This window comes from Faecalicatena contorta (assembly GCF_001404335.1).
Taxonomy (GTDB): Bacteria; Bacillota; Clostridia; order Lachnospirales; family Lachnospiraceae; genus Faecalicatena; species Faecalicatena contortus_B.
In genome coordinates, this window is record NZ_CYZU01000054.1 from 17,229 (window position 1) to 37,734 (window position 20,506).

Below are 20,506 nucleotides of genomic sequence, written 5' to 3' on the forward strand. Positions count from 1 at the left end.
TTTCTTAGGTTTGTGTCCGCAATTCGCAACGGCATATGCGCCCTTAGGAGGCTGGCGGCTATCCCTTTATTTCGCGCCCCCCTCCAGTCATTTCCGGCATCCACACCCTCATATCCCCTTCTTCCCGGTTCCCCCAGGCAAAATAGGGCACAGCAGTGAGCCGGACCTTTTCAGCGAAAGGCTTTGTTTCCGAATATAAGGAGTCCCATCCCTTCATATGTAATCCGTCCGCCTTAAGAAGCACCATTCCATTCAGTATCCCGCTGCTGCACGTGTACGCTTTTACCTCTGCGTCACATGGAATCCGATAGGCATGCAAAGGCCCCTCCTGGTCCACGGTCTCGAAACAGTATACCACAGGCCCTCTAAGGAAGGCCGCACATCCTGTATCTGCACGCACTTCCGGATTGGCGTACACTCTTCTTATTTTCAGGTCAAACTGTATCCGGACTGTATCCCCTTCCATCCATTCACGCCGCAGATACAGGTAACCTTTTTCTATTTTATCTGCCGCATCTGCTCTACTTCCGTTTACAAGCAGGGTAAACTCTTCTATATAATCAGGTATATGGATTGCAAGCGTAAAATTTTTCTTCGCCTTCGGGTATACCGTATAACATACATCCCCCTCCCACGGGTACCTGCTTTCCACATGAATCTCTGCTTTTTTCAGGTCAGCAGCCTGACCCAGATATAAATGTGAATAAATGATATCCTCTTTTTCAGACCATGCATACGTCCCCAATGATGTCATCAGGCGCACAATATTCGGCGGGCAGCAAGCACAGGTATACCATTTCGGACGTCTGGGCAATACATGTTTATAACCTGCCTGCTTTCCCGATACCCCCTGCACAACCTCCAGCGGATTGACATAAAAAAATGCTTTTCCATCCAGCTGCATCCCGCTCAGAATCCCATTATAGAGCTCTCTTTCCATGATATCCGCATATTGTCCATGGGCCTCAATATCCAGCATTCTCTTTGCAAATATGACCATGGCAATGGACGCACAGGTTTCGGCATATGCGGTGTCATTCGGCAGGTCATAATCAAGAGTGAAGGCTTCTCCTTCCGCTGTGGATCCGATCCCTCCGGTAATATACATTCTTTTATTGACGATATTGTCCCAGAGCCTCCTGCATGCATCATACATGGATTCATCTTTCATCTCCATCGCCAGATCTGCCATTGCCATATACATATAGACCGCTCTCACACTATGCCCCACAGCCTTGTCCTGCTCCCTGACCGGAGCATGGCACTGGGAATACTCCCGGTCCTCAGGATCCATTCCAAAATGTATCCATCCCCGTTTCTTTTTTTCCTCCAGAAAATAATCAGGATTCTTCCCCCGTTCCTCAATAAACCATGATGCAAGCCTTAAGTATTTCTCTGCCCCTGTTGCCTTATACAGCTTTATCAGCCCTACCTCGATCTCCTGATGCCCCGGAATTCCCTGCACCCTGCCGGGCCCGAACCGTGCCTCTATATGATCTGCCAGTCGTTCTGCAACTTTGAGCAGACTGGTCTTCCCCGTCTCATTATAATAGGCTGCGGCGGCCTCCATCAGGTGCCCTGCACAATATAACTCATGACACTCCTGCAGATTCTGCCACTTATGTTCCGGCTCCTTCAGTAAAAAATACGTATCCAAGTATCCGTCTTCTTCCTGGGCTGAAGCGATGCACTCTATGACTTCATCTGCACGTTTTTCCAATTCCGGATTGCTTCTTACCGATAAAGCATACGCAACTCCTTCCAGCCATTTGACCACATCGCTGTCTTGAAATACCACCCCATAAAATCCGTCTTCCCCCTGTCCGGCCGCATTCTTAAAGTTCGCTATGGCATGGCTTTTTTCGATACCGGGTATTTCATCCTTTAAAACTTTTTCCTGATAGGGGATGGCTTCCTCAATAATCAGGTTCTGTATTTTTGACCAAAATGCATCCTTTACTTCTATGTCACTCACTTTTGTCTGGTAAATACTTTCAAATGTCCTCATGTCGATTCTCCTCGTTCCAGCCGCATAGGCGCACCCTTACAACCTTTACATCCGGCTCCACCCAGATTCCAAAGTCTGCCTCATCTCCGTTTCTTCTTCTGTGCACCTCAAACTCTCCGTCTTCATTAAATACGCCTTCTTCTATCGATATAAAATCCAGGCTCCGGGTCAGATGAAAATCACTGCCCGCCAGGTAATTAACAGGCGTCTCACCGTCCGCCGGCAGCAGGTTCAGTTGAAATCCGTCCCCTGCAATTAAGAATTCATTCTCATCACTCTGAATGATAATCCCCCGACCGCGGCATCCTCCCCGCTTCTGCCTCTTAAGATAGTCTTTGTGCTGATAATTATGCCAGTTCCAATCAGTCCCCATGCGCCCTACAAGGGAATTGCAGTTTGTAAAATAAGCAATCCCGACGTAATGACCCAGTTCCAGGTATTGGTACTGGGCGTACTCCTCCTGCATAACCGCCGTCATCGGTTTATCGTGGTAGCGGACAAGCCCTGGCGCCAGCGCCCCCAGAATCTGCAGACTTTCCGCAACAGCCTGCTCCTGGGCGCCAATCTCCCCATCATTTAGGATACTTTCAATCCCAAAGGCACAGATTCCGATTGCCCTATAGTCTGCAACCGCAGAAAACATGAACCTTGAATTCCACTCCAAAAGCCCGGACTCCGGGATAAAAAGAGGATTATCATTTCTGCTGTAGCAGTCACAGCAAGCCATATACCCCTGATTTGTCTGCTGATAGTTATCGGGAGAAATAAAATCAAGCGCATCCGCCACATACTTCCATACATCCATTACCAGGCTGACCGCGCCTCCGGAAGGGTAATCCTTCCCCGGAATCTTTAATCTGTGATTGTCCACCCACACGTTCGTGTATACCGTCGTTTGATAGCATGTACGTCCTCTGCGGGCAACTTCGTTTACATACCCTGCAACCGCATATGCGGTGAATATCTCCTCCGCATGCCTGCCGAAAGCTTCGCTCCAGCTTTGGGTCTTTCTGCCATTCGCTTCCCAGCATCCCGCAACCTGTGAATCCGGAAATGCGACCAGCATTCCCAGCATTTTCTCCGGCAATGGACAAGTAAACGCCTCTGTTGCCCGGCTCCCATAATCTCTTGCGGGGCCGTTCATAATGCCGGGTTCATTCTCTGCCTGAACAGCAAGGATGGTTTCACCCTCAGGATCCAGGATGGCAAGACGCTCCATTAACTTTTGAAAAGCCTTCCCGTCCGCCTCCATCGTTTCCCGGCAGTGCGGCGATAAAACAGGGATCTTCGCCCCATTTTCTGCTACTACCCTGTGAAAACGGCGGCCGTCCAGTTTTACCCAGGACGGTGCATACTTGCAGGTACCGTTTTTCCATGTACCAAACCAAAGCACGATCAGATAGAGGCCGTTTTCTCTCACTTTATGGTATATCTGTTCCACATCACCAAAATAAAACTGTCCTTCCTTCGGCTCAATATTCTCCCAATAGACCGGTATCTCTACCGTGTTGCCGCCAACCGCCCTGACTGCTGCGCACGCTTCATCGACCGACGCGCCGTAAGAACTGGAGTTATGGGCCTGGCCTCCTACTACGAACACCTTTTTCCCTTTACTTTCCATAAATCTTTTCATACTTCATCATCCTTTCACTGCCCCGTTTGTGATCCCGCTGATTAACAGTTTCTGTGCAAACAAAAAGAAAATAATAACCGGTATCATGGACAGGCAGGCTGATGCAAACCCAAGATTCAGATTAATGGTAAACTGTCCGAAAAAGTGATACTGCTGAATGGGCAGTGTCCGCATGGCCTCTTTCTGCAATACGATAAATGACATATTGAATTCATTCCACATCCAGAGCACATGCAGAATCCCCACAGTGGAGGTAATCGGCTTCAACAGCGGAAATACAATTTTCCAAAAAGTCTGCCAGATATTGCACCCGTCAATCCGCGCAGCGTCCTCCAGCGCCACCGGTATAGATTTGATGAATCCCATGACCAGATACGATGCGTATGGAAGGCTTGTGCCGATCATCAAAATGATGATTCCCCGGTAAGTGTTGAGAAGCCCCATATTCTTAAACATCTTATAAACCGGTATCATAATCACCTGAAAAGGTATCATGATACCAATAAACAAGGCGCTTCCAAACATTCTGTACAGCCGGCTTTCCTGATTACGGCATATACTGTAAGCCATCATTGCGCTAAATAACACAATTCCCAAGGTAGATACTACCGTTATAAAGATACTGTTTCCAAAAGACTGCAGGAAATTGCTTTTCTCCATAGCCTCCGCAAAGTTGCTCAAATCAAGCCCCTTTGGCAGGCTCCACGTAGATACCGCCGTTTCCGCCGGGGTCTTAAAGGCTGTTACAATACAGATATAGAAGGGGACCAGGAAGATAACCGCCAGCAAAAAAAGCAGTATATTAATCCACATTCCTTTTTTAGAAAATCTTTTTGTTCTCATGCCTCTACCTCCCTGCTCCTGAGTACTTTGGACAGGATTCCCCCGCAGACAATCAGAATCAGTACAAATACAATTGCCACAGCCTGCCCATATCCTGCCTGATAGTATGAATACAGGTTTTTATAGATATGTATGGACACCATCTCACTTGCTTTCCCCGGTCCCCCTCCTGTTGCCGCCATTGTGGTCGCAAATTCTTTGAGACCTCCGATCAGGGTCATTGTCACGCATACTGTAATAGACGGCATCAGCATCGGAACCGTCACACTTTTAAAACTTTGCAGGGCATTCGCTCCATCCACTCTGGCCGCCTCATATAGTTCACGGGAAATATTAGACAGCCCTGCGAGATAGATCACCACATTAATTCCCAAGCCATTCCACAATGCAATTAATACAATACCCGGTATTACAGTCTTATAGTTTCCGAGAAGGCTCATCCCGCCGAACAGAGGGGCCAGCGATTCCCGAAATAAAAAGCTCCAGATAAATGCAGCCAGTACCGTACTCAGGCATGTCGGAAAGAAGAACGCAGTCCTAAGCGCGCCTCTGCCTTTAAATGCACGGTTCAGCCCCAAAGCCACCGCCAGAGACAGCACATTATTCGATACAGTAATTAAAATAGCAAAATAAAAACTATGGCCTACTGAATTCCAGAAATCCGGCGACCTCAGCAGCAGCAGGTAGTTTTTAACACCCACATATTTCATAACCTGGCCGATTCCGTCCCAACTGGTAAAAGACACCTGGATTCCGGAAATAAACGGAATAACGATGGAAAAAATAAACAGGGCGAAACCGGGCAGAAGCAGCGCCGTATACCAGAATTTTTCTTTCGCTTTCTTTCGCTTTTGCATATCATGCCTCCATATGTCAGAATGTGCTTCCTTGTTCTTGCTTCCCGCAGCACGGAATCTGCAGCTCATGTTTACGTCGCCGCAGGGTCCGCGTGCAGGTATAGTAACAGATCAGGCAAGCCCGAACTATTGTAACAGTTCAGACAGGCCTGAACTGTTACCAGTTATAAGCATTACGTGTAAAATCTGCTTGTCTACTGTCTTGATTGTATCTCGTCAAACTTCTTATCCAATGCAGCGGCTGCATCCTCGGGTGTTTTAATTTCCCCAAGCAGATATTTCGTCAGAATCTCCACATTTGCATCGTAATATTCGCCCGTAAACTCATTCTGCATGGATGATACATCGAAGAGTTTTCCTTCATTCATATATGCACTGATTTCACCAAGCGCAGGATCGGCCGCCTCCGGGAGATCTTTGATAACGGATAGCCTCTTGGCGTCGTTCTGCCAGATATTTCCTGACTCCTTACCTGTCATTACCTTTAAGAAGTCCATGACCTCCTGTTTTACCTCTGAGCCTGAATATACGACAAATCCGTCGCCGCTCCATGTTGTAAGCCTGGTATCTTCCGGTTTTTCTGTAGCCGGCACAGGGAAACACTTAATTTCTACATCAGGATTCTTTTCCTGTATGGCACTGATTGACCAGCTGCCGTTAATAACCATTGCCGCTTCTCCTGTAGCTACCATTTCTGTGGCCTTATTCCAGTCTGTGCCAAATTGCTCTTTATTTCCATAATTATGCCGTTCTTTGAACTTTTCCAGGGTCTCCAGAAATGTCTTATCGTCCGCGAATTTGGCATCCCGTGCTTCCAAGTCTTTCATCCAGTCAGGATTCTCCCCCAGAACCTGCTGGAGCATGTCCGCACGGTAATCATTTGTGATTGTCCATGCCTCCTGCGCTCCAAATGCAATCGGAACAACTCCGCTGCCCTCCAGCTTCTTTAACACATCAATAAACTCTGTATATGTCTCCGGAAGCTCTGTAATTCCTGCTTTTTCAAAGACTTCTGCATTATAATAGGCGGCCGACGCATTTGCTTCGAATGGCATAAAGTAGTTCACTCCATCCACTTTTGAGCTTTCCTTTGCACTCTCAATCAGATTGTCCCAGAATTCTGCGCCGCTCAAATCCTCCACATAGCCATTCTCTTTAAACTGTTTCAGGTCTGACGCTGTCAGGTCGAACAGATCCGGGGCATCATCACTTGCAATTTTTGCTTTTAATAAAGTCTGGTATTCATCATAGGAAACCGCCTGTATGTCAAACTCGACACCTGTTTCCTCCGTATATTGCCGGGTGATCTCCTCGATCCATTTTCTGGTGGAATCCTCACTGTAGTGATGAAGCCATTTAATTGTCTTTTTATCTGCTTTCGCTGAGCTGCCGCCAGAAGCATCCTCTGACTTTCCGCCGGAGCATCCCGTTGCAAGTATGGCTGCTGCCATTCCTATGGCACATAATCTTTTGAATTTCTTGTTCTTATTCATTTTTCCTCTCCTAACTGTTATTTCACTGACTGCCGCACTCATTTCCCTGCGGCATATTATTTTGGGTCCATAAAGATGTTTCAGAAACCGGCGCCGGATTTCTTTTTCATAATTGAATTATATTTCCATAGTTCCCTTTAGTAAACTACATAAACCTTCGAATAAGTGTCAATTTCTTATATATTGTCAACTGATTATTGTATAAGTTTTTGATCATTGATAAAATTCTAATATGGCATATATGCGTAAGACTTTTTGTTTTCTGCCAAAAACTTATACAATAACACGATTTTATGACTGTGTTTTGCCATTGTACGTTTATATAACATAAAAATATGGGTATATTTCTCAGGATGGAGGTAATATAAGAAAAATGCAATTTCTGGAATTTAAAATAGACACCCCCTTATCCTATGATATGGCGGGTAAATTCGAGGCACCGTCTCAAAACTGGATGCATACGGATGAGTATCCCTTGAAAAATTATGAGCTTATCATTCCAACAAAGGATACTTTATATCTGAATTTCGCCAAAAAGAACCACACGATCCCTACCGGTTCTTATATCCTTCTCCCGCCCTGGCAGGCGCCTATGAACCGCAGGATTGGGTTCAGGCCCTCTGCCTGCTCCTTCTACTGGGTTCATTTTGAGGCGGGACATGAGATCATACAGAAAGACATCCCGGCATTGGAGGTAGGAAGCTATAAGAATGCTTTGGCCAAAAACACGCTCTCCATCCCAAACGAAGGAGAGCTTGCGAATGTAGATAAAATCGTCATTCTCATGAAGCAGCTGCAGGATGCCGTTAAGGAACAGTATCCCCCGGGAATCCTGAATTATTTTACTACAACCATACTTTGTGAGCTTCATTTTCAAATGAATCCACTGCTCATTAACAGTGTATCCCAGAAAAAAAGCCAAAAGCAGATATATTACGATATTATTGACTTCGTAAAGCAGAATATCAACCGCCCGCTAAAGGTATCCGATATTGCCGCACATTTTAATTATAACGAGTCTTACCTTTCCCACTTTTTCACCTCGGTTGCTGATATCCCCCTAAAGCAGCTGATCCTGAACCTTAAAATCGATACTGCTAATATCCTGCTTGTGGATACGAATATGACAATCAATGAGATTGCCGCCGAGCTGTCCTTTTCCAGTGCACAGCATTTTGTGAAAGTGTACAAGAGAAAAACCGGACTGACGCCAACTGCATATAGAAATGCTTTTTCACAAAGGCTGTTGTACCACAAGTAAACCGTGGTAACAGTTCAGGCAGGCCTGAAGTGTTGCAAACCGTGGGCAGCTGCCCCAAGCCCATCATATGATCGGCACCGGTTCAGCGCAGTAGAGTGCACGGTCTGCCCAATAACCGGAGAACTTTTTATAAATACAAACTTTAAAGGAGATTCTATGAATAAAAATTATCATCTGCCCAGGTTAAACCGCCAGTCCTTTTATACAAATCCGGCAGCTTACACTGAACCGGGCACAATACCGACCAATCCGGACCCCTATGTTATCAAGTTTAACGGAATCTATTATTGCTATTCTACCGACGAAAACGGAGTCAACGTCAGCAGTTCAGAAAACCTGACGGTCTGGAAGTTTCTCGGCAGGGTTGCAAAGGAGGAGGACAAGCATGATTACTGGGCCCCTTGTGTCATATATGATAACGGTACCTTTTATCTCTATTGCTCTAACACGGGGATTAGCACAAAAGACAATCATCAGGAATATCTCCAGCTGTATACTGCTGCCAGCCCGGAAGGTCCGTTTACTTATGTCAAAACTTTTTTCCAGAAGTTTTCCATTGACGCGCACGTTGTCAGGGACTATGACGGAACCGTCTATTTGTTCTATTCTGTAAATGATTATATGGGAACAGATGAATACCGCCCGGGAACTTCAATCCTCGTGGATCGTCTGATTCATTTCACAGAATTGGCCGGAGAAGAAAAGCCGGTTGTAACCCCCACTATAAAAGAGGAAATGTTTGAAGAAAACCGTTTCGGGGATGAAAGAGACTGGTATACCGTAGAAGGCGCTTTTTTTCTGCGCAGGCATAACCGGGCATATTTGCTTTATGCCGCAAATGCCTACGTACGGGAAAACTATTACCTGGGCTATAGTTTTGCAGAGGGGAATACACCCATTCCGGATATTTCCTGGCAGAAATATCCCTCTGACCATACATATTCCCCTCTGGTCTGCAGAAATAAAATGGTGGAGGGCACGGGCCATTGCTCTGTGATACAAGCGCCCAACCTGACCGATGACTGGATCATTTACCATGGAAGGAATCAGGACCGCCCGCTAACGGCACAGACAGAAGAAAGGGTAATGCGCCTGGACCCACTGTATTACAGTGGCTGCCGCCTGCTGACAAATGCGCCTTCTTATGAGGCGCAGGACTGCCCCGAGCCGCCTGCCTATTCGTGTTTTGGAGAATTGGACAGACCGGACTTTCAAAGCACAGAACAAAATGGGATTGTCAGAAAGATCCTGAACCGCAGTTTTGAAAATTATGTGATGGAATGGGATATCGTCAGCCAGCCCACCCACATGGGCGCAAGATATGGTATCTTATTATCTTATTTGGATCACGCAAATTATATCGAATTGCTTTTTGACAGCGGCAGACGCAGCGTTACTGTAATAGAAGAAACTAATCATTTTAAAAAGACAATTTCCAGTTACAGGCTTTCCGCCGTCTACAATCATGAAGTATCCCATCATATACGGGTACTCCGAAATTATAGTCACTTTATGATTTATCTGGACGGAATCTTGATCCTGGAACCAATGATTGATACAGCCTACGGAAAAGTCGGCTTTGTCACCCGGTATACATCCGCTTCCCCTGCATTTTTTGCGGTCACGGAACACACCGAGCTTTATGGCCGGGATTTGTTTTGGCTTTCAAAAATCTTTCGCAGCAGTGAACCACTTTTATTTGACACCGCGGTACACTGCATGACAAAGGCCCCGGCAGTATTGGAAGAGATAAAACCTGCCCGCAGCTATAAAAAATCCATCGAATGTAATCTGCTTAACAGCGCTTCTTTTCTTCGGGCCGATCTATATGAACAGGAGCAAAGGGTACTTTCCATATTGGTGAAAGGCGGGATTTATCTGATTGTCGGCTATGAAGGCGGACACGAGACCGTGGTGGCGCAATGCCCTTATACTGAAAAAAACTTTACGCTCTATTTCACGCAGAAAGGGAACAAAACCGCCTTATATCTGGAGCATAATTACTATGTGTTTCAACGTCCCGCAGACAGATCCCAGACGCTTCGTCTGACTGCTTATGAGATTGAGATTGTGGGATATGAAACATCAAGCCTGGCAGGCATATAGCCCGCCAGGCTCCCTATGACTCCCTGCTGCCCTCAATTCTTCCCTTTACGGAAAGATGTTCAATACTTCTCTCCGCCACCATAATCCGAAGCCCCTGCTTCTTGTTTTTAATCACTACATCATCATGTTCCCCGCCGAACTCTCCGTCCAATGTCCATGGAATCTCTTCCACGGATTCAAAACGAATATGGCCTGTGCGGAAGGAATACATATGCTTGGAATCAATCTGCTTAATTACAAGGGAAGCAATAATTTCGTTGAGCTCTATGGGGTTCTTTGGGGTCTTAATCAGCGTTACCTCAAATTCACCGTCATCGAACACTACATCTTTGCCGATAATGCCCTTAAACCCCCCCACAGACCTGGAGTTAGTCACCATGCCGAATACGAACTCATCCTCCAGCACTTCATCGTTATATGTCACCTTAATATGGTAAGAAGGGATATTAAAAATACGCTTCGTGCCCTCCAGCACATAGGCCAGATGCCCCAGCACATTCTTCATACTCTGCTTTGTCTCGTAGGATACATCTGTAAACAAGCCAAACGCGGCAATATAGACAAAGATATCGTCATTAAAAACACCCACATCGCATGGAAACGGAACCCCGTTAGCTGCAGTATCCGCCGCCTCCAGCATATCCTTTGAGATATGCAGGCTGTTGGCAAAATCATTCGTAGTCCCTGCCGGGATATAGCCGACCGGCACCTGCTTATCCCTTTTGGACATTCCCGTCACCACCTCATCCAGCGTGCCGTCACCACCGCTGCAGACAACCAGATCGTAATCGCCCTCATAACTTATGGTCTTAGACAGTGCATCGTGATAGCGCTGCGTCGGATATACCGTCACCTCGTATCCTCCCTTTACAAAAATGTCCAGTACGTCGGAAAGTTTCGGTTTTAACAGCCCCGTTCCGGCGTTTGGATTGTAAATAAACAGCATTTTTTTCATAATCCAGATCTCCTCCATCCTATCCAAACAACAGATCAGCCATAACGCTGACCACAATTATTACTCCATATCCATTCATTATAAAAGAGGCTGCACAAAAGTACAACCTCTTTCCATATAGTTCTTTCTTCTTAATTCTTTATCTGCCGTTATTCTATTTTAAAATGCATCTGACTATTTTTTCTTAGTAAAAAAGGTTTTAATTCCTTCTGCAGCCTTCTGCTCATCTTCGCCTTCTGTTACTACCGTAAGCTTCTCGCCCTCTGAAAGGTTCAGGCTCATCATCCCCATAATGCTTTTTGCATTGATCTTCTTCCCATCTACCCGAATATAAATTGAACTTGAGTACTGGCTTGCCTCCTGTACTAACAATGCGATTGGTCTTCCGTCAAGTCCCTTGTCCTGTTTCACAACAACCGGTGTTTCAATCATAATAATCCTCCTTGTTTTTGCCTAACCTTCTCTGCCATCTCGCTCAGTTTTCTAAGTCTGTGATTGACCCCAGACTTTCCAACGGGCGGTGATAAGAGTTCCCCTAACTCTTTGAGTGTCGCATCGGGATGTGAAAGGCGGGCAAGCGCTACTTCCTCCAGTCCCTCCGACATTTTTTCAAAACCTATTGTATCTCTCAGATATGTAATATCCTCCACCTGTTTGACTGCGGCTGATACTGTTTTGTTGATATTGGCAGTTTCACAATTTACCTTGCGGTTTACGGTATTGCGCATCTCTTTTAGAATCCGGACATTTTCCAGTTCCATGAGGGAAATATGCGCTTCCATAATATTCAGGATATCCACTATCTGCGAGCCTTCCTTTAGATACACAACATAGGACTTCTTCCGCTGGACAATCTTGGCATCCATGGAGAATCCACATATCAGCTCCCGAATCTGACGTGCCATCTTCTCGGAGGCACAGACAATCTCAAAGTGATACGACTTGTTTGGATCACTCATCGAGCCTGCGGCGAGAAAAGCACCTCTGATAAAAGAGCGTCTGCAGCATGTCTGCTGTACAACGAGAGGATTCACAATGTGGACCTCTTCGAATTCTGACTGAAATTCTTCGATCAGTTTTGCTGCCTGAAGGATACGAAGCGCGTCTTCATGCCGTTTTACCACCACAGCATAAGAGACACTTTCCTTCGCAATGTTCCTGCGGATAGAGATATCAGCTTCTATATTAAATGTTTTTGTGATCAATGTAAAGCATTTTCTTGCAACAGCCAAATTTTCCGAATGAATTTTTACGCTGTAATGCCCATAACTATTGATTACGATGGAGCCGCACATACTGATCAGGGCTGCAAGTTCAGCAATCTGGCAGTGCCTTGCGGTGTTCCATTGCTTCGAAAGTTCTTCTTTCACATTTCCAGAAAATGACATAGCTCTCTCCTATTTCGCCTTCGTTATAGCATCTTTCCCAATATCCCGGTGTTCGATACGCACTCCATAACTTTCCTTCGGCTCCAGAAACTGGTACAGGGCGTTTGCAAGCGTAACGGACCGATGCTTGCCGCCAGTACATCCTATGGCAATCACCAGCTGATTTTTTCCCTCCAGTATATAGTTGGGTATTAAAAATTCCATCATTTCAGTTAATTTCCCCAGAAATTCCCTGGCTTTGTCATTGTCCATTACATATTCGCGCACTTCCTGGTCATTGCCTGTCTTCGGCCTCAAATCCATAATATAATATGGATTGGGAAGAAAACGGACGTCAAACACCAGGTCGGCATCCTGCGGGATCCCATATTTAAATCCAAACGACATCACCGTGATATAAAGGTTCTTAAAATCCTTCCCTTCCACAAAAATTTTTTCAAGCTCCAGCCGCAGCTCTCGTGTAAGCATCTTGCTTGTATCAAGTATATACGTGGACTGCATTTTTAAGAACGCAATTTTTTCTCTTTCTTTTGCAATGCCAATATCAATGTGCCCTGCTCCGCCCAAAGGATGCTGCCGCCTGGTCTCCTTGTAACGCTTAACCAGAACATCATCCCCGGCATCCAGAAACAGAATCTCGTAGCCCAGCCCGAGCTCATCAATCTGCTTTAGCTTCTCTTCCAGTCCTTTAAAGGCCTGGCCGCCCCGGATATCAATCCCCAGGGCCGCCTTGTCTATCTCGGTATCCGGCGCCGCCAGCATCTCCGCAAACTTCTGAATCAGAGGAATGGGCAGATTATCCACACAGAAATACCCCATATCCTCCAGCATCTTCAGCGCAGTGGATTTGCCGGCGCCCGACATACCAGTTACAATCACAAATTTCATTTCAGAATTCTCCTATCCGTTTCACTTCCGGCTCCAGCCTGACGCCGGATGCCGCCTCCACCTTATCAGCAACCTGCTCCATCAGGGAGATCACTTCTGCTGCCGTAGCGCCGCCCCGGTTAATCACGAATCCGCAGTGTTTCTGTGACACCTGCGCATTTCCTACCTGAAATCCCCGCAGCCCTGCATCCTCTATCAGCCTGCCTGCAAAATACCCCTCCGGCCGTTTGAACGTGCTCCCCGCGCTGGGGTATTCCAACGGCTGCTTTGACACTCTTTTTTCTTTCAGCTCCTCCATATAAGAACGGATATCACCGGCATCTCCCGGCTCCAGCCTGATCACTGCTTCCAGAACAATATAATTCTTTTTGGCAACGATACTCGTTCGGTACCCCAATTCCAACTCATCTTCCCCGAGCGTCTTTACCTCACCTTCCGGAGTCATAACAACCACGCTCTCCAGAACCTGCTTCATCTCACCTCCATAGGCCCCTGCATTCATCATCACAGCTCCGCCCAGTGTCCCCGGTATCCCGGATGCAAACTCAAACCCCTTCAGGCTGTGCGAAAGAGCCTCCGCCGCTATCCTGGACAACAGAGCGCCTGCCTGCGCATAAATCCGATTCTCCTCAGCATGTATCCCACTCATATTTTTATAAATCTGAATCACAACGCCTCTATATCCTTTGTCTCCCACCAGAAGATTGCTGCCGTTCCCCAGAATATAATAAGGCACCTCTTCCTCTTTGCACAAACCGATGACCTTTTTTACGCCTTCGGTATCACAGGGAACTGCAAAATAATCCGCCGGCCCTCCTATACGGAATGTCGTATGGCGGCTCATTGGTTCATCTGCAAAAACGCATTTCTCTCCCAGTATGTCACATAATTTTTCGTATAAACTCATACATGATCTCCAATTCTTTTGAACTTTCACCTCAATCATACAACAAACCCCCGCCAAATTCAACGTTTAGTACGCAAGCTTTAGACTTGCGGAGGGAAGGGGGCGCGAAATGAAGGGGACGCGAAATGAAGAGATCGCCAAAAGCCTTCCAAATGCACCTATGCCGTTGCGATGTGCGGACACGAGCCTAAGAAATTCTAGGAAGCCGACAGCTGAAAAAGCGGGGCACAGGCGACACATCACGAAAAATCCGATGATTTCTCGCGCTGGGTCGCCTGATTTTGTGATTTGGTGATCACAAAATCTCCCCGCTTTTTCAGCTGTCGGCTTCCAAGAATTTCTAAGGCCCGCTTTAGCACATCGCAACGGCATAGGTGCATTTGGAAGGCTTTCGGCGATCCCTTCATTTCGCTGGGCGTATCCAGACGGTAGTTAAGACCCCATCTTGGGGGAGGCTGCGTAACGGGAGCAGCGTATTGATACGCTTGGTGGATCATTAAAGCCCCATTAGTTTATTAACGGCACGAGTGTACCTGACAGAAAAATGAGCAATTACGCTGTAAAAACACAAAAGTTCCCCTTTACAATTGAGCTCACTTTTTACTGTTCAAAATTTTCGCACATGCAATGCAGTAAATTGCGGAATAAGGTATACCCAAAGGGCACCCCGTAACACATGCCCCTTCGGGGCGGGTCTGCAGCATAGCTGCAGATTAAAGTATACCCAAAGGGCACCCCGTAACACATACCCTGACGGGCAGGTCTGCAGTAAACTGCCGAACAATGTATAACTTGCTCTTTCTATGTACCGGATCTATCCAGTATCACCAAACGAATCCATACACTGCCCCCGCCCACCGCACCACTAAAGCCGCACACGAAACTCCACTTGCAAAAAAGCCCCGAATGTTGTATATTTAGGGGGTATACATGCTTTGAGCAATTACGCAATAAAATAATAAAGGAGTGAACAGATAATTGGACTCGAGTGATGCCATACAATTTGTTATATTAATCGTTTTATTGATACTGTCTGCATTTTTTTCATCCGCGGAGACGGCGCTTACCACGGTGAGCAAGATCCGCATGCGTTCTCTGGCAGACGACGGAAACAAACGTGCCAGGATAGTTCTGGACGTTACGGAAAAACATTCCCGTAAGATGCTGAGCGCAATCTTAATCGGCAACAACATTGTAAATATTTCCGCTTCCTCATTAGCCACCACACTGGCCTACAGCTTCGGTGGTTACATGGTCAGCATTGCAACGGCAATCCTGACAGTTGCGATCCTCGTATTTGGAGAGATTACTCCAAAGAGCATGGCAACCTTAAATGCAGTGAAGCTGTCCCTTGCCTATATCCCGGTGATCCGGGCATTTATGGTGGTGATGACCCCATTTATCTTCATCATTAACCTGATCTCACATGGAATACTGTTTATATTCCGCATTGATCCCAATGCCAAGAACAGCGCCATGACAGAGGACGAACTTCGTACGATTGTGGATGTAAGCCACGAAGACGGAGTCATTGAATCCGAAGAGAAGGAAATGATCTACAATGTGTTCGACCTGGGCGATGCCCGTGCCAAGGACGTAATGGTGCCGCGTGTACACGTGACATTTGCAGATGTAAACAGTACTTATAAAGAACTGATTGATATTTTCAAAGAAGACAAATTCACACGTCTCCCTGTTTATGAGGATACAACCGATAATGTTATCGGTACCATTAATATGAAAGACCTTCTGCTTTTTGACAGTACGGAGCAGTTTTCTGTGCGCAACATACTGCGCGAAGCATATTTTACTTACGAATATAAAAATATATCCGAGCTGCTCGTGGAAATGCGGGATGCCTCTTTTAATATCGCTATTGTGCTGGATGAATACGGTGAAACAGCCGGTCTTGTTACTCTGGAGGATATTCTGGAGGAAATCGTAGGGGAAATCCATGATGAATATGACGAGAAAGAAGATGACTTCGTAAAGCAGCTTGGCGAAAACGAATATATTATCGAAGGCTCCATGAGCCTGGATGATATCAATGACCGTCTGGACCTGGAACTGCAGTCAGAGGATTATGACTCCCTCGGCGGTTTTATTATAGAGCATCTGGACAGGCTGCCCGAAGTGGGTGACGAGGTTACGACAGACAGCGGAATTATGCTGGTCGTTGAAACACTGGATAAGAACAGGGTGGAAAGCGTACACGTCTATCTGCCTGAGAAGAAAGCAACCGATGAAGAGGACGGAGAATCCGAGGATCCGGATGACGTCCCGTCAAAAAAAGAATATGGAGAACGGCATAAGGAATACGGCGGATCATAATTCTGCCATGCCAATCATCCTATCGGACTTCCAATTGGCGTCTGAACTGCGCGTAAGCAGTCAGGCTCCATACGGGGGTCCGATTTTCTTTGGCAGACAGGAACATCCTGGCATTTTCTACATATCATAAAATAGAACAATGTGAAAGGAATCTTTACTTATGCCTTATTCAATCATGTTAGATGCAGGACACGGGGGGCGTGACCCAGGCGCCGTATATAATGGACGCCAGGAAAAAGACGATACTCTGCGCCTTACATTAGCCGTTGGTGAAATTCTTCAGAACCATGATATCGACGTAGAATACACCAGAACTACGGATGTATACGAATCTCCTTATGAAAAAGCAATGGAAGCAAACAATGCGGGGGTGGATTTTTTCATTTCCATACACCGGAACTCTTTTCCCACAGACAACGTAGTATCAGGAGTGGAGTCACTGGTATATGATCTCTCCGGAATTAAACTTGAGATGGCTGAAAATATCAATGAACAGCTCGAGGCCGTAGGATTTGTGAATCTCGGCGTAAAGGCGCGCCCCAACCTGGTGGTGCTCCGCCGCACAAAAATGCCCGCTGTTCTGGTAGAGGTTGGATTTATCAATTCCAACACAGATAACCAGCTTTTTGATGACAATTTCGACGCAATCGCCCAGGCAATCGCTTCCGGGATTCTCGACACACTGGAGATGGATCAGGTGATCGATCCGCCGGGATATAAGGTACAGGTGGGCGCTTTCCGAAATCCCACTTATGCGAACCGGCTGCTGAATGAACTTCTGGAACAGGATTTCCCCGCATCTATCGTCGATACGGACGGATTCTTCCGGGTTCAGGTCGGCAATTACGATACTCTGGACGATGCAACAGCCATGGAGCAGCGTCTCAAAAGAGCCGGCTATCCAACCATTATTGTCAGCCGATAACATCTGTCCCTTTTGCCTGCGGTTTTTCCTGCCATGCAGCTCCCCACGATATGGCAGGAATGCCCCTGGACAATACCCTCCGGGAAATGTATGGATTCCCAACATTTGATTTTTTTTCTATTTGTGTTAAACTGGAAATAATATTGGCTGTCCATGCAGGAATGGAGGAAAACTATGGAAAGCATTGAACAAATAAGTACCGGACTGGCGGGGGCAGACGAGGTAATCGGCGGCCTCCGGCCCGGTGATCATATCATCTGGCAGGTGGACACTCTGGAGTCCTACGCATTTGCCGCCCGCAAGTTTGTCAGGCAGGCTGCCGCGGACCGCAGGCGCATCCTTTATATACACTTTGGCAGTCACGCGCCCCTGGTGGATGATGCCGCACTGAAAGACGAAGGCGCTGATTTTCAAATGTATACCATCGATGTCTGTCATGGTTTTGAATCTTTCACCAGCGATATATACCGGATTATCACGGCAGAGGGGAAACATTGCTTCTATCTGTTCGACTGTCTCACCGAGCTGCAGCAGCACTGGTGCTCCGATTTGATGATCGGGAATTTCTTTCAGGTGGCCTGCCCTTATCTGTCGGAGTTCGAGACGGTTTCCTGTTTTGCGCTTGACAGGAATGCCCATACGCAGGATACCATTGCACGGATCCGGGAAGCTGTGAGGCTTCTTTTGAATCTCTATTTTGTAGACGGAAACTATTATCTGCACCCGCTGAAGGTCTGGGAACGCTACTCCCCCGTTATGTTTCTGCCCCACCTGCTTACAGAATCCGGCGCAGAGTGCATCACGGACAGTGCAAGCTCTGCCGAGTTATTTTCCAGGCTCCAGATTCATACTAAAAAGCTGGATTACTGGGATGTAAGCTTTGAGGAGGCCAAGCCCTATCTGAACGCCGCTTCCGCAGAGCAGGCATATGTAAAAGAGAACCTGCTGAATCTGCTCATCGGACAGCGCTCCAGAATTGCCTCCCTGAGCAGGGAATACTTCACACTGGCGGATCTGATTCAGATCGGCAGCCGGGTGATCGGTACCGGATATATCGGCGGCAAGTCGGTGGGCATGCTTTTAGCCCGCAAAATACTAGAAACGAAAAACCCGGATTTTTACCGGGAACATATGGAGCGGCACGATTCCTATTATATCGGCTCGGATGTGTTCTATACTTATATTGTACAAAATGGTTGCTGGCGCCTCCGGATGGAACAAAAGACGGAGGAAGGATATTTCCGTGCGGCTCCCGCACTTCGGGAAAAGCTTTTGACCGGGCATTTTCCTCCTGCAATCAAGGAGCAGATCATGGTCATGCTGGAATATTACGGCCAGTCTCCCATCATTGTCCGCTCCAGCTCTCTTCTGGAAGATAACTTTGGAAATGCATTTGCCGGAAAATACGACAGTTTCTTCTGTCCCAACCAGGGATCACCGGAAGACCGTTATGATGCTTTTCTCGAGGCCGTGCGCAAGGTGTATGCCAGTGTCATGAGCCAGGAGGCTCTGGAATACCGCAAGAACCGAGGCCTCTCCGGCGAGGACGAGCAGATGGCTCTGCTGGTGCAGAGAGTATCCGGCGATTACCACGGCAAATACTTCTTCCCCCATTGTGCCGGAGTTGGTAATTCTTCTAATCTGTTCGTTTGGGATAAGAACACCGATCCGTCCAAGGGGATGCTGCGTCTCGTATTCGGAATGGGCACCCGCGCCGTAGACCGGGTTAATTCGGACTATCCACGGATTGTGGCGCTGGACAAACCGGAGCGCCCTCCCCTGCTCAACTATGGAGATGAAAGGAAATTTTCCCAGCACTACGTGGATGTGATTAATCTGGAGGAAAATGAATTCCAGACCGTGCCCATCGAGGACACCGCAGGTCTCCCTCTGAAGACCAATATCCGGCTCTTCATGGAACCTGACTACGAGCTTGCCAGACATTTCCGTGAAATCGGCCAGCCGGGCCGCAAAGTTCCGGACATTGTCAGTTTCACCCGCCTGCTGAGGCATACGGATTTTCCCAGGGCGCTTGAAAATATTCTGGCCGTATTATCGCATACTTACGACTATCCCGTAGACATCGAATTCACCTGCAACTTCAATAAACAAGAAGATTACCGGATCAATCTGCTGCAATGCCGCCCCCTGCAGACAAAGGGTCTTGGAAAAACCATAGAATTCCCTGAAAATACGGGCAGGGACCGCAGCTATTTTTCCTCAAAAGGAAACTTTATGGGGGGAAATGTCCGTCTTCCGGTCCACTATATCATTTTTGTAAAAATTAAACCTTACCTGGAGCTGAATGAGCACCAGAAATATGCCATAGCCAACCAGATCGGCACCCTGAACCGTCTGCTTCGGAACCGCCACGCCGTCCTGATCGGCCCCGGCCGCTGGGGAACCACCACGCCCGCCCTGGGTGTCCCGGTGCGTTTCACAGACCTGTGCAGCATGGATGCCATCTGCGAAGTATCCTACGAGAATCTGGGCCTGATGCCCGAGCTCTCCTACGGAAGCCACTTTTTCCAGGATATCGTAGAATCCAACATCTTCTACATCGCCCTGTTCCAGGGGGACAGCCAGGTGCATTTTAACGAAAAAAAAATACTCGCACACCCAAACCTCCTGGAGAACCTGCTAAAAGAAACCACAGAAGAAGAAATCTATTCCGACGTCATCCACGTAGCAGAACTCCAAGCAGAAGGGGTGGAGATATATTCCGATATTGTGGGGCAGCGGGTGGTTTGTGTTTAGAGAGGGGCCGCCTGTGGAGAGCGGGAGGGGAAGGCTGCGGGGGTGTATATGCCCTTTTAAACTGCTCAAAGTGCGCTTAGTGCTCCTAGGGGACAATACTGCCGGGAATGTGGGAGGAAACATGATTCCGAATCATGTTTCCTCCCACATTCCC

General features: G+C 47.2%; 15 protein-coding genes. 5 read left to right on the top strand and 10 right to left on the bottom strand.

Annotated elements, in window-relative coordinates:
* Positions 1–58 precede the first annotated feature (58 nt).
* The 5 genes from ARB69_RS20575 to ARB69_RS20595 form a co-directional block, all read right to left on the bottom strand.
* On the bottom strand, positions 59–2,008 hold the full coding sequence (locus ARB69_RS20575) for a glycoside hydrolase family 127 protein (RefSeq protein ID WP_055154882.1): 1,950 nt from the start codon (positions 2,006–2,008) through the stop codon (positions 59–61).
* On the bottom strand, positions 1,995–3,641 hold the full coding sequence (locus ARB69_RS20580) for a DUF5597 domain-containing protein (protein WP_055154883.1): 1,647 nt from the start codon (positions 3,639–3,641) through the stop codon (positions 1,995–1,997). The genes ARB69_RS20575 and ARB69_RS20580 overlap by 14 nt, the downstream gene beginning before the upstream one ends.
* 6 nt (positions 3,642–3,647) lie before the next feature.
* Positions 3,648–4,484: a carbohydrate ABC transporter permease gene (locus ARB69_RS20585; protein WP_050641880.1), complete on the bottom strand. Its 837-nt coding sequence runs from the start codon at positions 4,482–4,484 to the stop codon at positions 3,648–3,650.
* Complete coding sequence (locus tag ARB69_RS20590; RefSeq protein WP_070102501.1) at positions 4,481–5,341, bottom strand: carbohydrate ABC transporter permease; 861 nt, start codon at positions 5,339–5,341, stop codon at positions 4,481–4,483. The genes ARB69_RS20585 and ARB69_RS20590 overlap by 4 nt, the downstream gene beginning before the upstream one ends.
* 194 nt (positions 5,342–5,535) lie before the next feature.
* Positions 5,536–6,834 (bottom strand): ABC transporter substrate-binding protein, encoded by a 1,299-nt coding sequence (locus tag ARB69_RS20595; protein ID WP_055154884.1) that lies wholly within the window; start codon positions 6,832–6,834, stop codon positions 5,536–5,538.
* A gap of 373 nt (positions 6,835–7,207) precedes the next feature.
* Here ARB69_RS20595 and ARB69_RS20600 point away from each other — a divergent pair, with 373 nt between their 5' ends.
* Positions 7,208–8,095, top strand: coding sequence for a helix-turn-helix transcriptional regulator (locus tag ARB69_RS20600; RefSeq protein WP_050641883.1), 888 nt, complete (start codon positions 7,208–7,210; stop codon positions 8,093–8,095).
* A 156-nt stretch (positions 8,096–8,251) separates the two neighbouring features.
* Entirely contained in the window at positions 8,252–10,201 is a 1,950-nt protein-coding gene (locus ARB69_RS20605) for a glycoside hydrolase family 43 protein (protein WP_055154885.1), read from the top strand.
* Positions 10,202–10,214: 13 nt separating this feature from the next.
* Here ARB69_RS20605 and ARB69_RS20610 read toward each other — a convergent pair whose 3' ends face one another.
* The 5 genes from ARB69_RS20610 to murB all read right to left on the bottom strand — a co-directional run bounded on the left by ARB69_RS20610 (position 10,215) and on the right by murB (position 14,339).
* Positions 10,215–11,156, bottom strand: coding sequence for a diacylglycerol/lipid kinase family protein (locus tag ARB69_RS20610; protein ID WP_050641885.1), 942 nt, complete (start codon positions 11,154–11,156; stop codon positions 10,215–10,217).
* Between the two features lie 174 nt (positions 11,157–11,330).
* Complete coding sequence (locus ARB69_RS20615) at positions 11,331–11,588, bottom strand: HPr family phosphocarrier protein (RefSeq protein WP_050641886.1); 258 nt, start codon at positions 11,586–11,588, stop codon at positions 11,331–11,333.
* Complete coding sequence (gene whiA / locus ARB69_RS20620) at positions 11,585–12,544, bottom strand: DNA-binding protein WhiA (RefSeq protein WP_050641887.1); 960 nt, start codon at positions 12,542–12,544, stop codon at positions 11,585–11,587. Before whiA ends, ARB69_RS20615 begins: the two co-directional genes overlap by 4 nt.
* 9 nt (positions 12,545–12,553) lie before the next feature.
* A complete protein-coding gene (rapZ, locus tag ARB69_RS20625) occupies positions 12,554–13,432 on the bottom strand; it encodes an RNase adapter RapZ (protein ID WP_055154886.1) in 879 nt (292 codons plus the stop codon).
* 1 nt (position 13,433) lies between these two features.
* On the bottom strand, positions 13,434–14,339 hold the full coding sequence (gene murB / locus ARB69_RS20630) for a UDP-N-acetylmuramate dehydrogenase (RefSeq protein WP_050641889.1): 906 nt from the start codon (positions 14,337–14,339) through the stop codon (positions 13,434–13,436).
* 978 nt (positions 14,340–15,317) lie between these two features.
* Here murB and ARB69_RS20640 point away from each other — a divergent pair.
* The 3 genes from ARB69_RS20640 to ARB69_RS20650 all read left to right on the top strand — a co-directional run bounded on the left by ARB69_RS20640 (position 15,318) and on the right by ARB69_RS20650 (position 20,352).
* Positions 15,318–16,670 (top strand): HlyC/CorC family transporter, encoded by a 1,353-nt coding sequence (locus tag ARB69_RS20640; RefSeq protein ID WP_242857645.1) that lies wholly within the window; start codon positions 15,318–15,320, stop codon positions 16,668–16,670.
* 160 nt (positions 16,671–16,830) lie between these two features.
* Positions 16,831–17,595: an N-acetylmuramoyl-L-alanine amidase gene (locus ARB69_RS20645; protein ID WP_050641891.1), complete on the top strand. Its 765-nt coding sequence runs from the start codon at positions 16,831–16,833 to the stop codon at positions 17,593–17,595.
* A 174-nt stretch (positions 17,596–17,769) separates the two neighbouring features.
* Positions 17,770–20,352, top strand: coding sequence for a PEP/pyruvate-binding domain-containing protein (locus ARB69_RS20650; RefSeq protein WP_055154888.1), 2,583 nt, complete (start codon positions 17,770–17,772; stop codon positions 20,350–20,352).
* Positions 20,353–20,506 lie beyond the last annotated feature (154 nt).

Excerpts from the sequence above, each read along its gene's own strand:
- ARB69_RS20575 (WP_055154882.1), bottom strand. The coding sequence starts at position 2,008 with ATGAGGACATTTGAAAGTATTTACCAGACAAAAGTGAGTGACATAGAA.
- ARB69_RS20580 (WP_055154883.1), bottom strand. The coding sequence starts at position 3,641 with ATGAAAAGATTTATGGAAAGTAAAGGGAAAAAGGTGTTCGTAGTAGGA.
- ARB69_RS20585 (WP_050641880.1), bottom strand. The coding sequence starts at position 4,484 with ATGAGAACAAAAAGATTTTCTAAAAAAGGAATGTGGATTAATATACTG.
- ARB69_RS20590 (WP_070102501.1), bottom strand. The coding sequence starts at position 5,341 with ATGCAAAAGCGAAAGAAAGCGAAAGAAAAATTCTGGTATACGGCGCTG.
- ARB69_RS20595 (WP_055154884.1), bottom strand. The coding sequence starts at position 6,834 with ATGAATAAGAACAAGAAATTCAAAAGATTATGTGCCATAGGAATGGCA.
- ARB69_RS20600 (WP_050641883.1), top strand. The coding sequence starts at position 7,208 with ATGCAATTTCTGGAATTTAAAATAGACACCCCCTTATCCTATGATATG.
- ARB69_RS20605 (WP_055154885.1), top strand. The coding sequence starts at position 8,252 with ATGAATAAAAATTATCATCTGCCCAGGTTAAACCGCCAGTCCTTTTAT.
- ARB69_RS20610 (WP_050641885.1), bottom strand. The coding sequence starts at position 11,156 with ATGAAAAAAATGCTGTTTATTTACAATCCAAACGCCGGAACGGGGCTG.
- ARB69_RS20615 (WP_050641886.1), bottom strand. The coding sequence starts at position 11,588 with ATGATTGAAACACCGGTTGTTGTGAAACAGGACAAGGGACTTGACGGA.
- whiA (WP_050641887.1), bottom strand. The coding sequence starts at position 12,544 with ATGTCATTTTCTGGAAATGTGAAAGAAGAACTTTCGAAGCAATGGAAC.
- rapZ (WP_055154886.1), bottom strand. The coding sequence starts at position 13,432 with ATGAAATTTGTGATTGTAACTGGTATGTCGGGCGCCGGCAAATCCACT.
- murB (WP_050641889.1), bottom strand. The coding sequence starts at position 14,339 with ATGAGTTTATACGAAAAATTATGTGACATACTGGGAGAGAAATGCGTT.
- ARB69_RS20645 (WP_050641891.1), top strand. The coding sequence starts at position 16,831 with ATGCCTTATTCAATCATGTTAGATGCAGGACACGGGGGGCGTGACCCA.
- ARB69_RS20650 (WP_055154888.1), top strand. The coding sequence starts at position 17,770 with ATGGAAAGCATTGAACAAATAAGTACCGGACTGGCGGGGGCAGACGAG.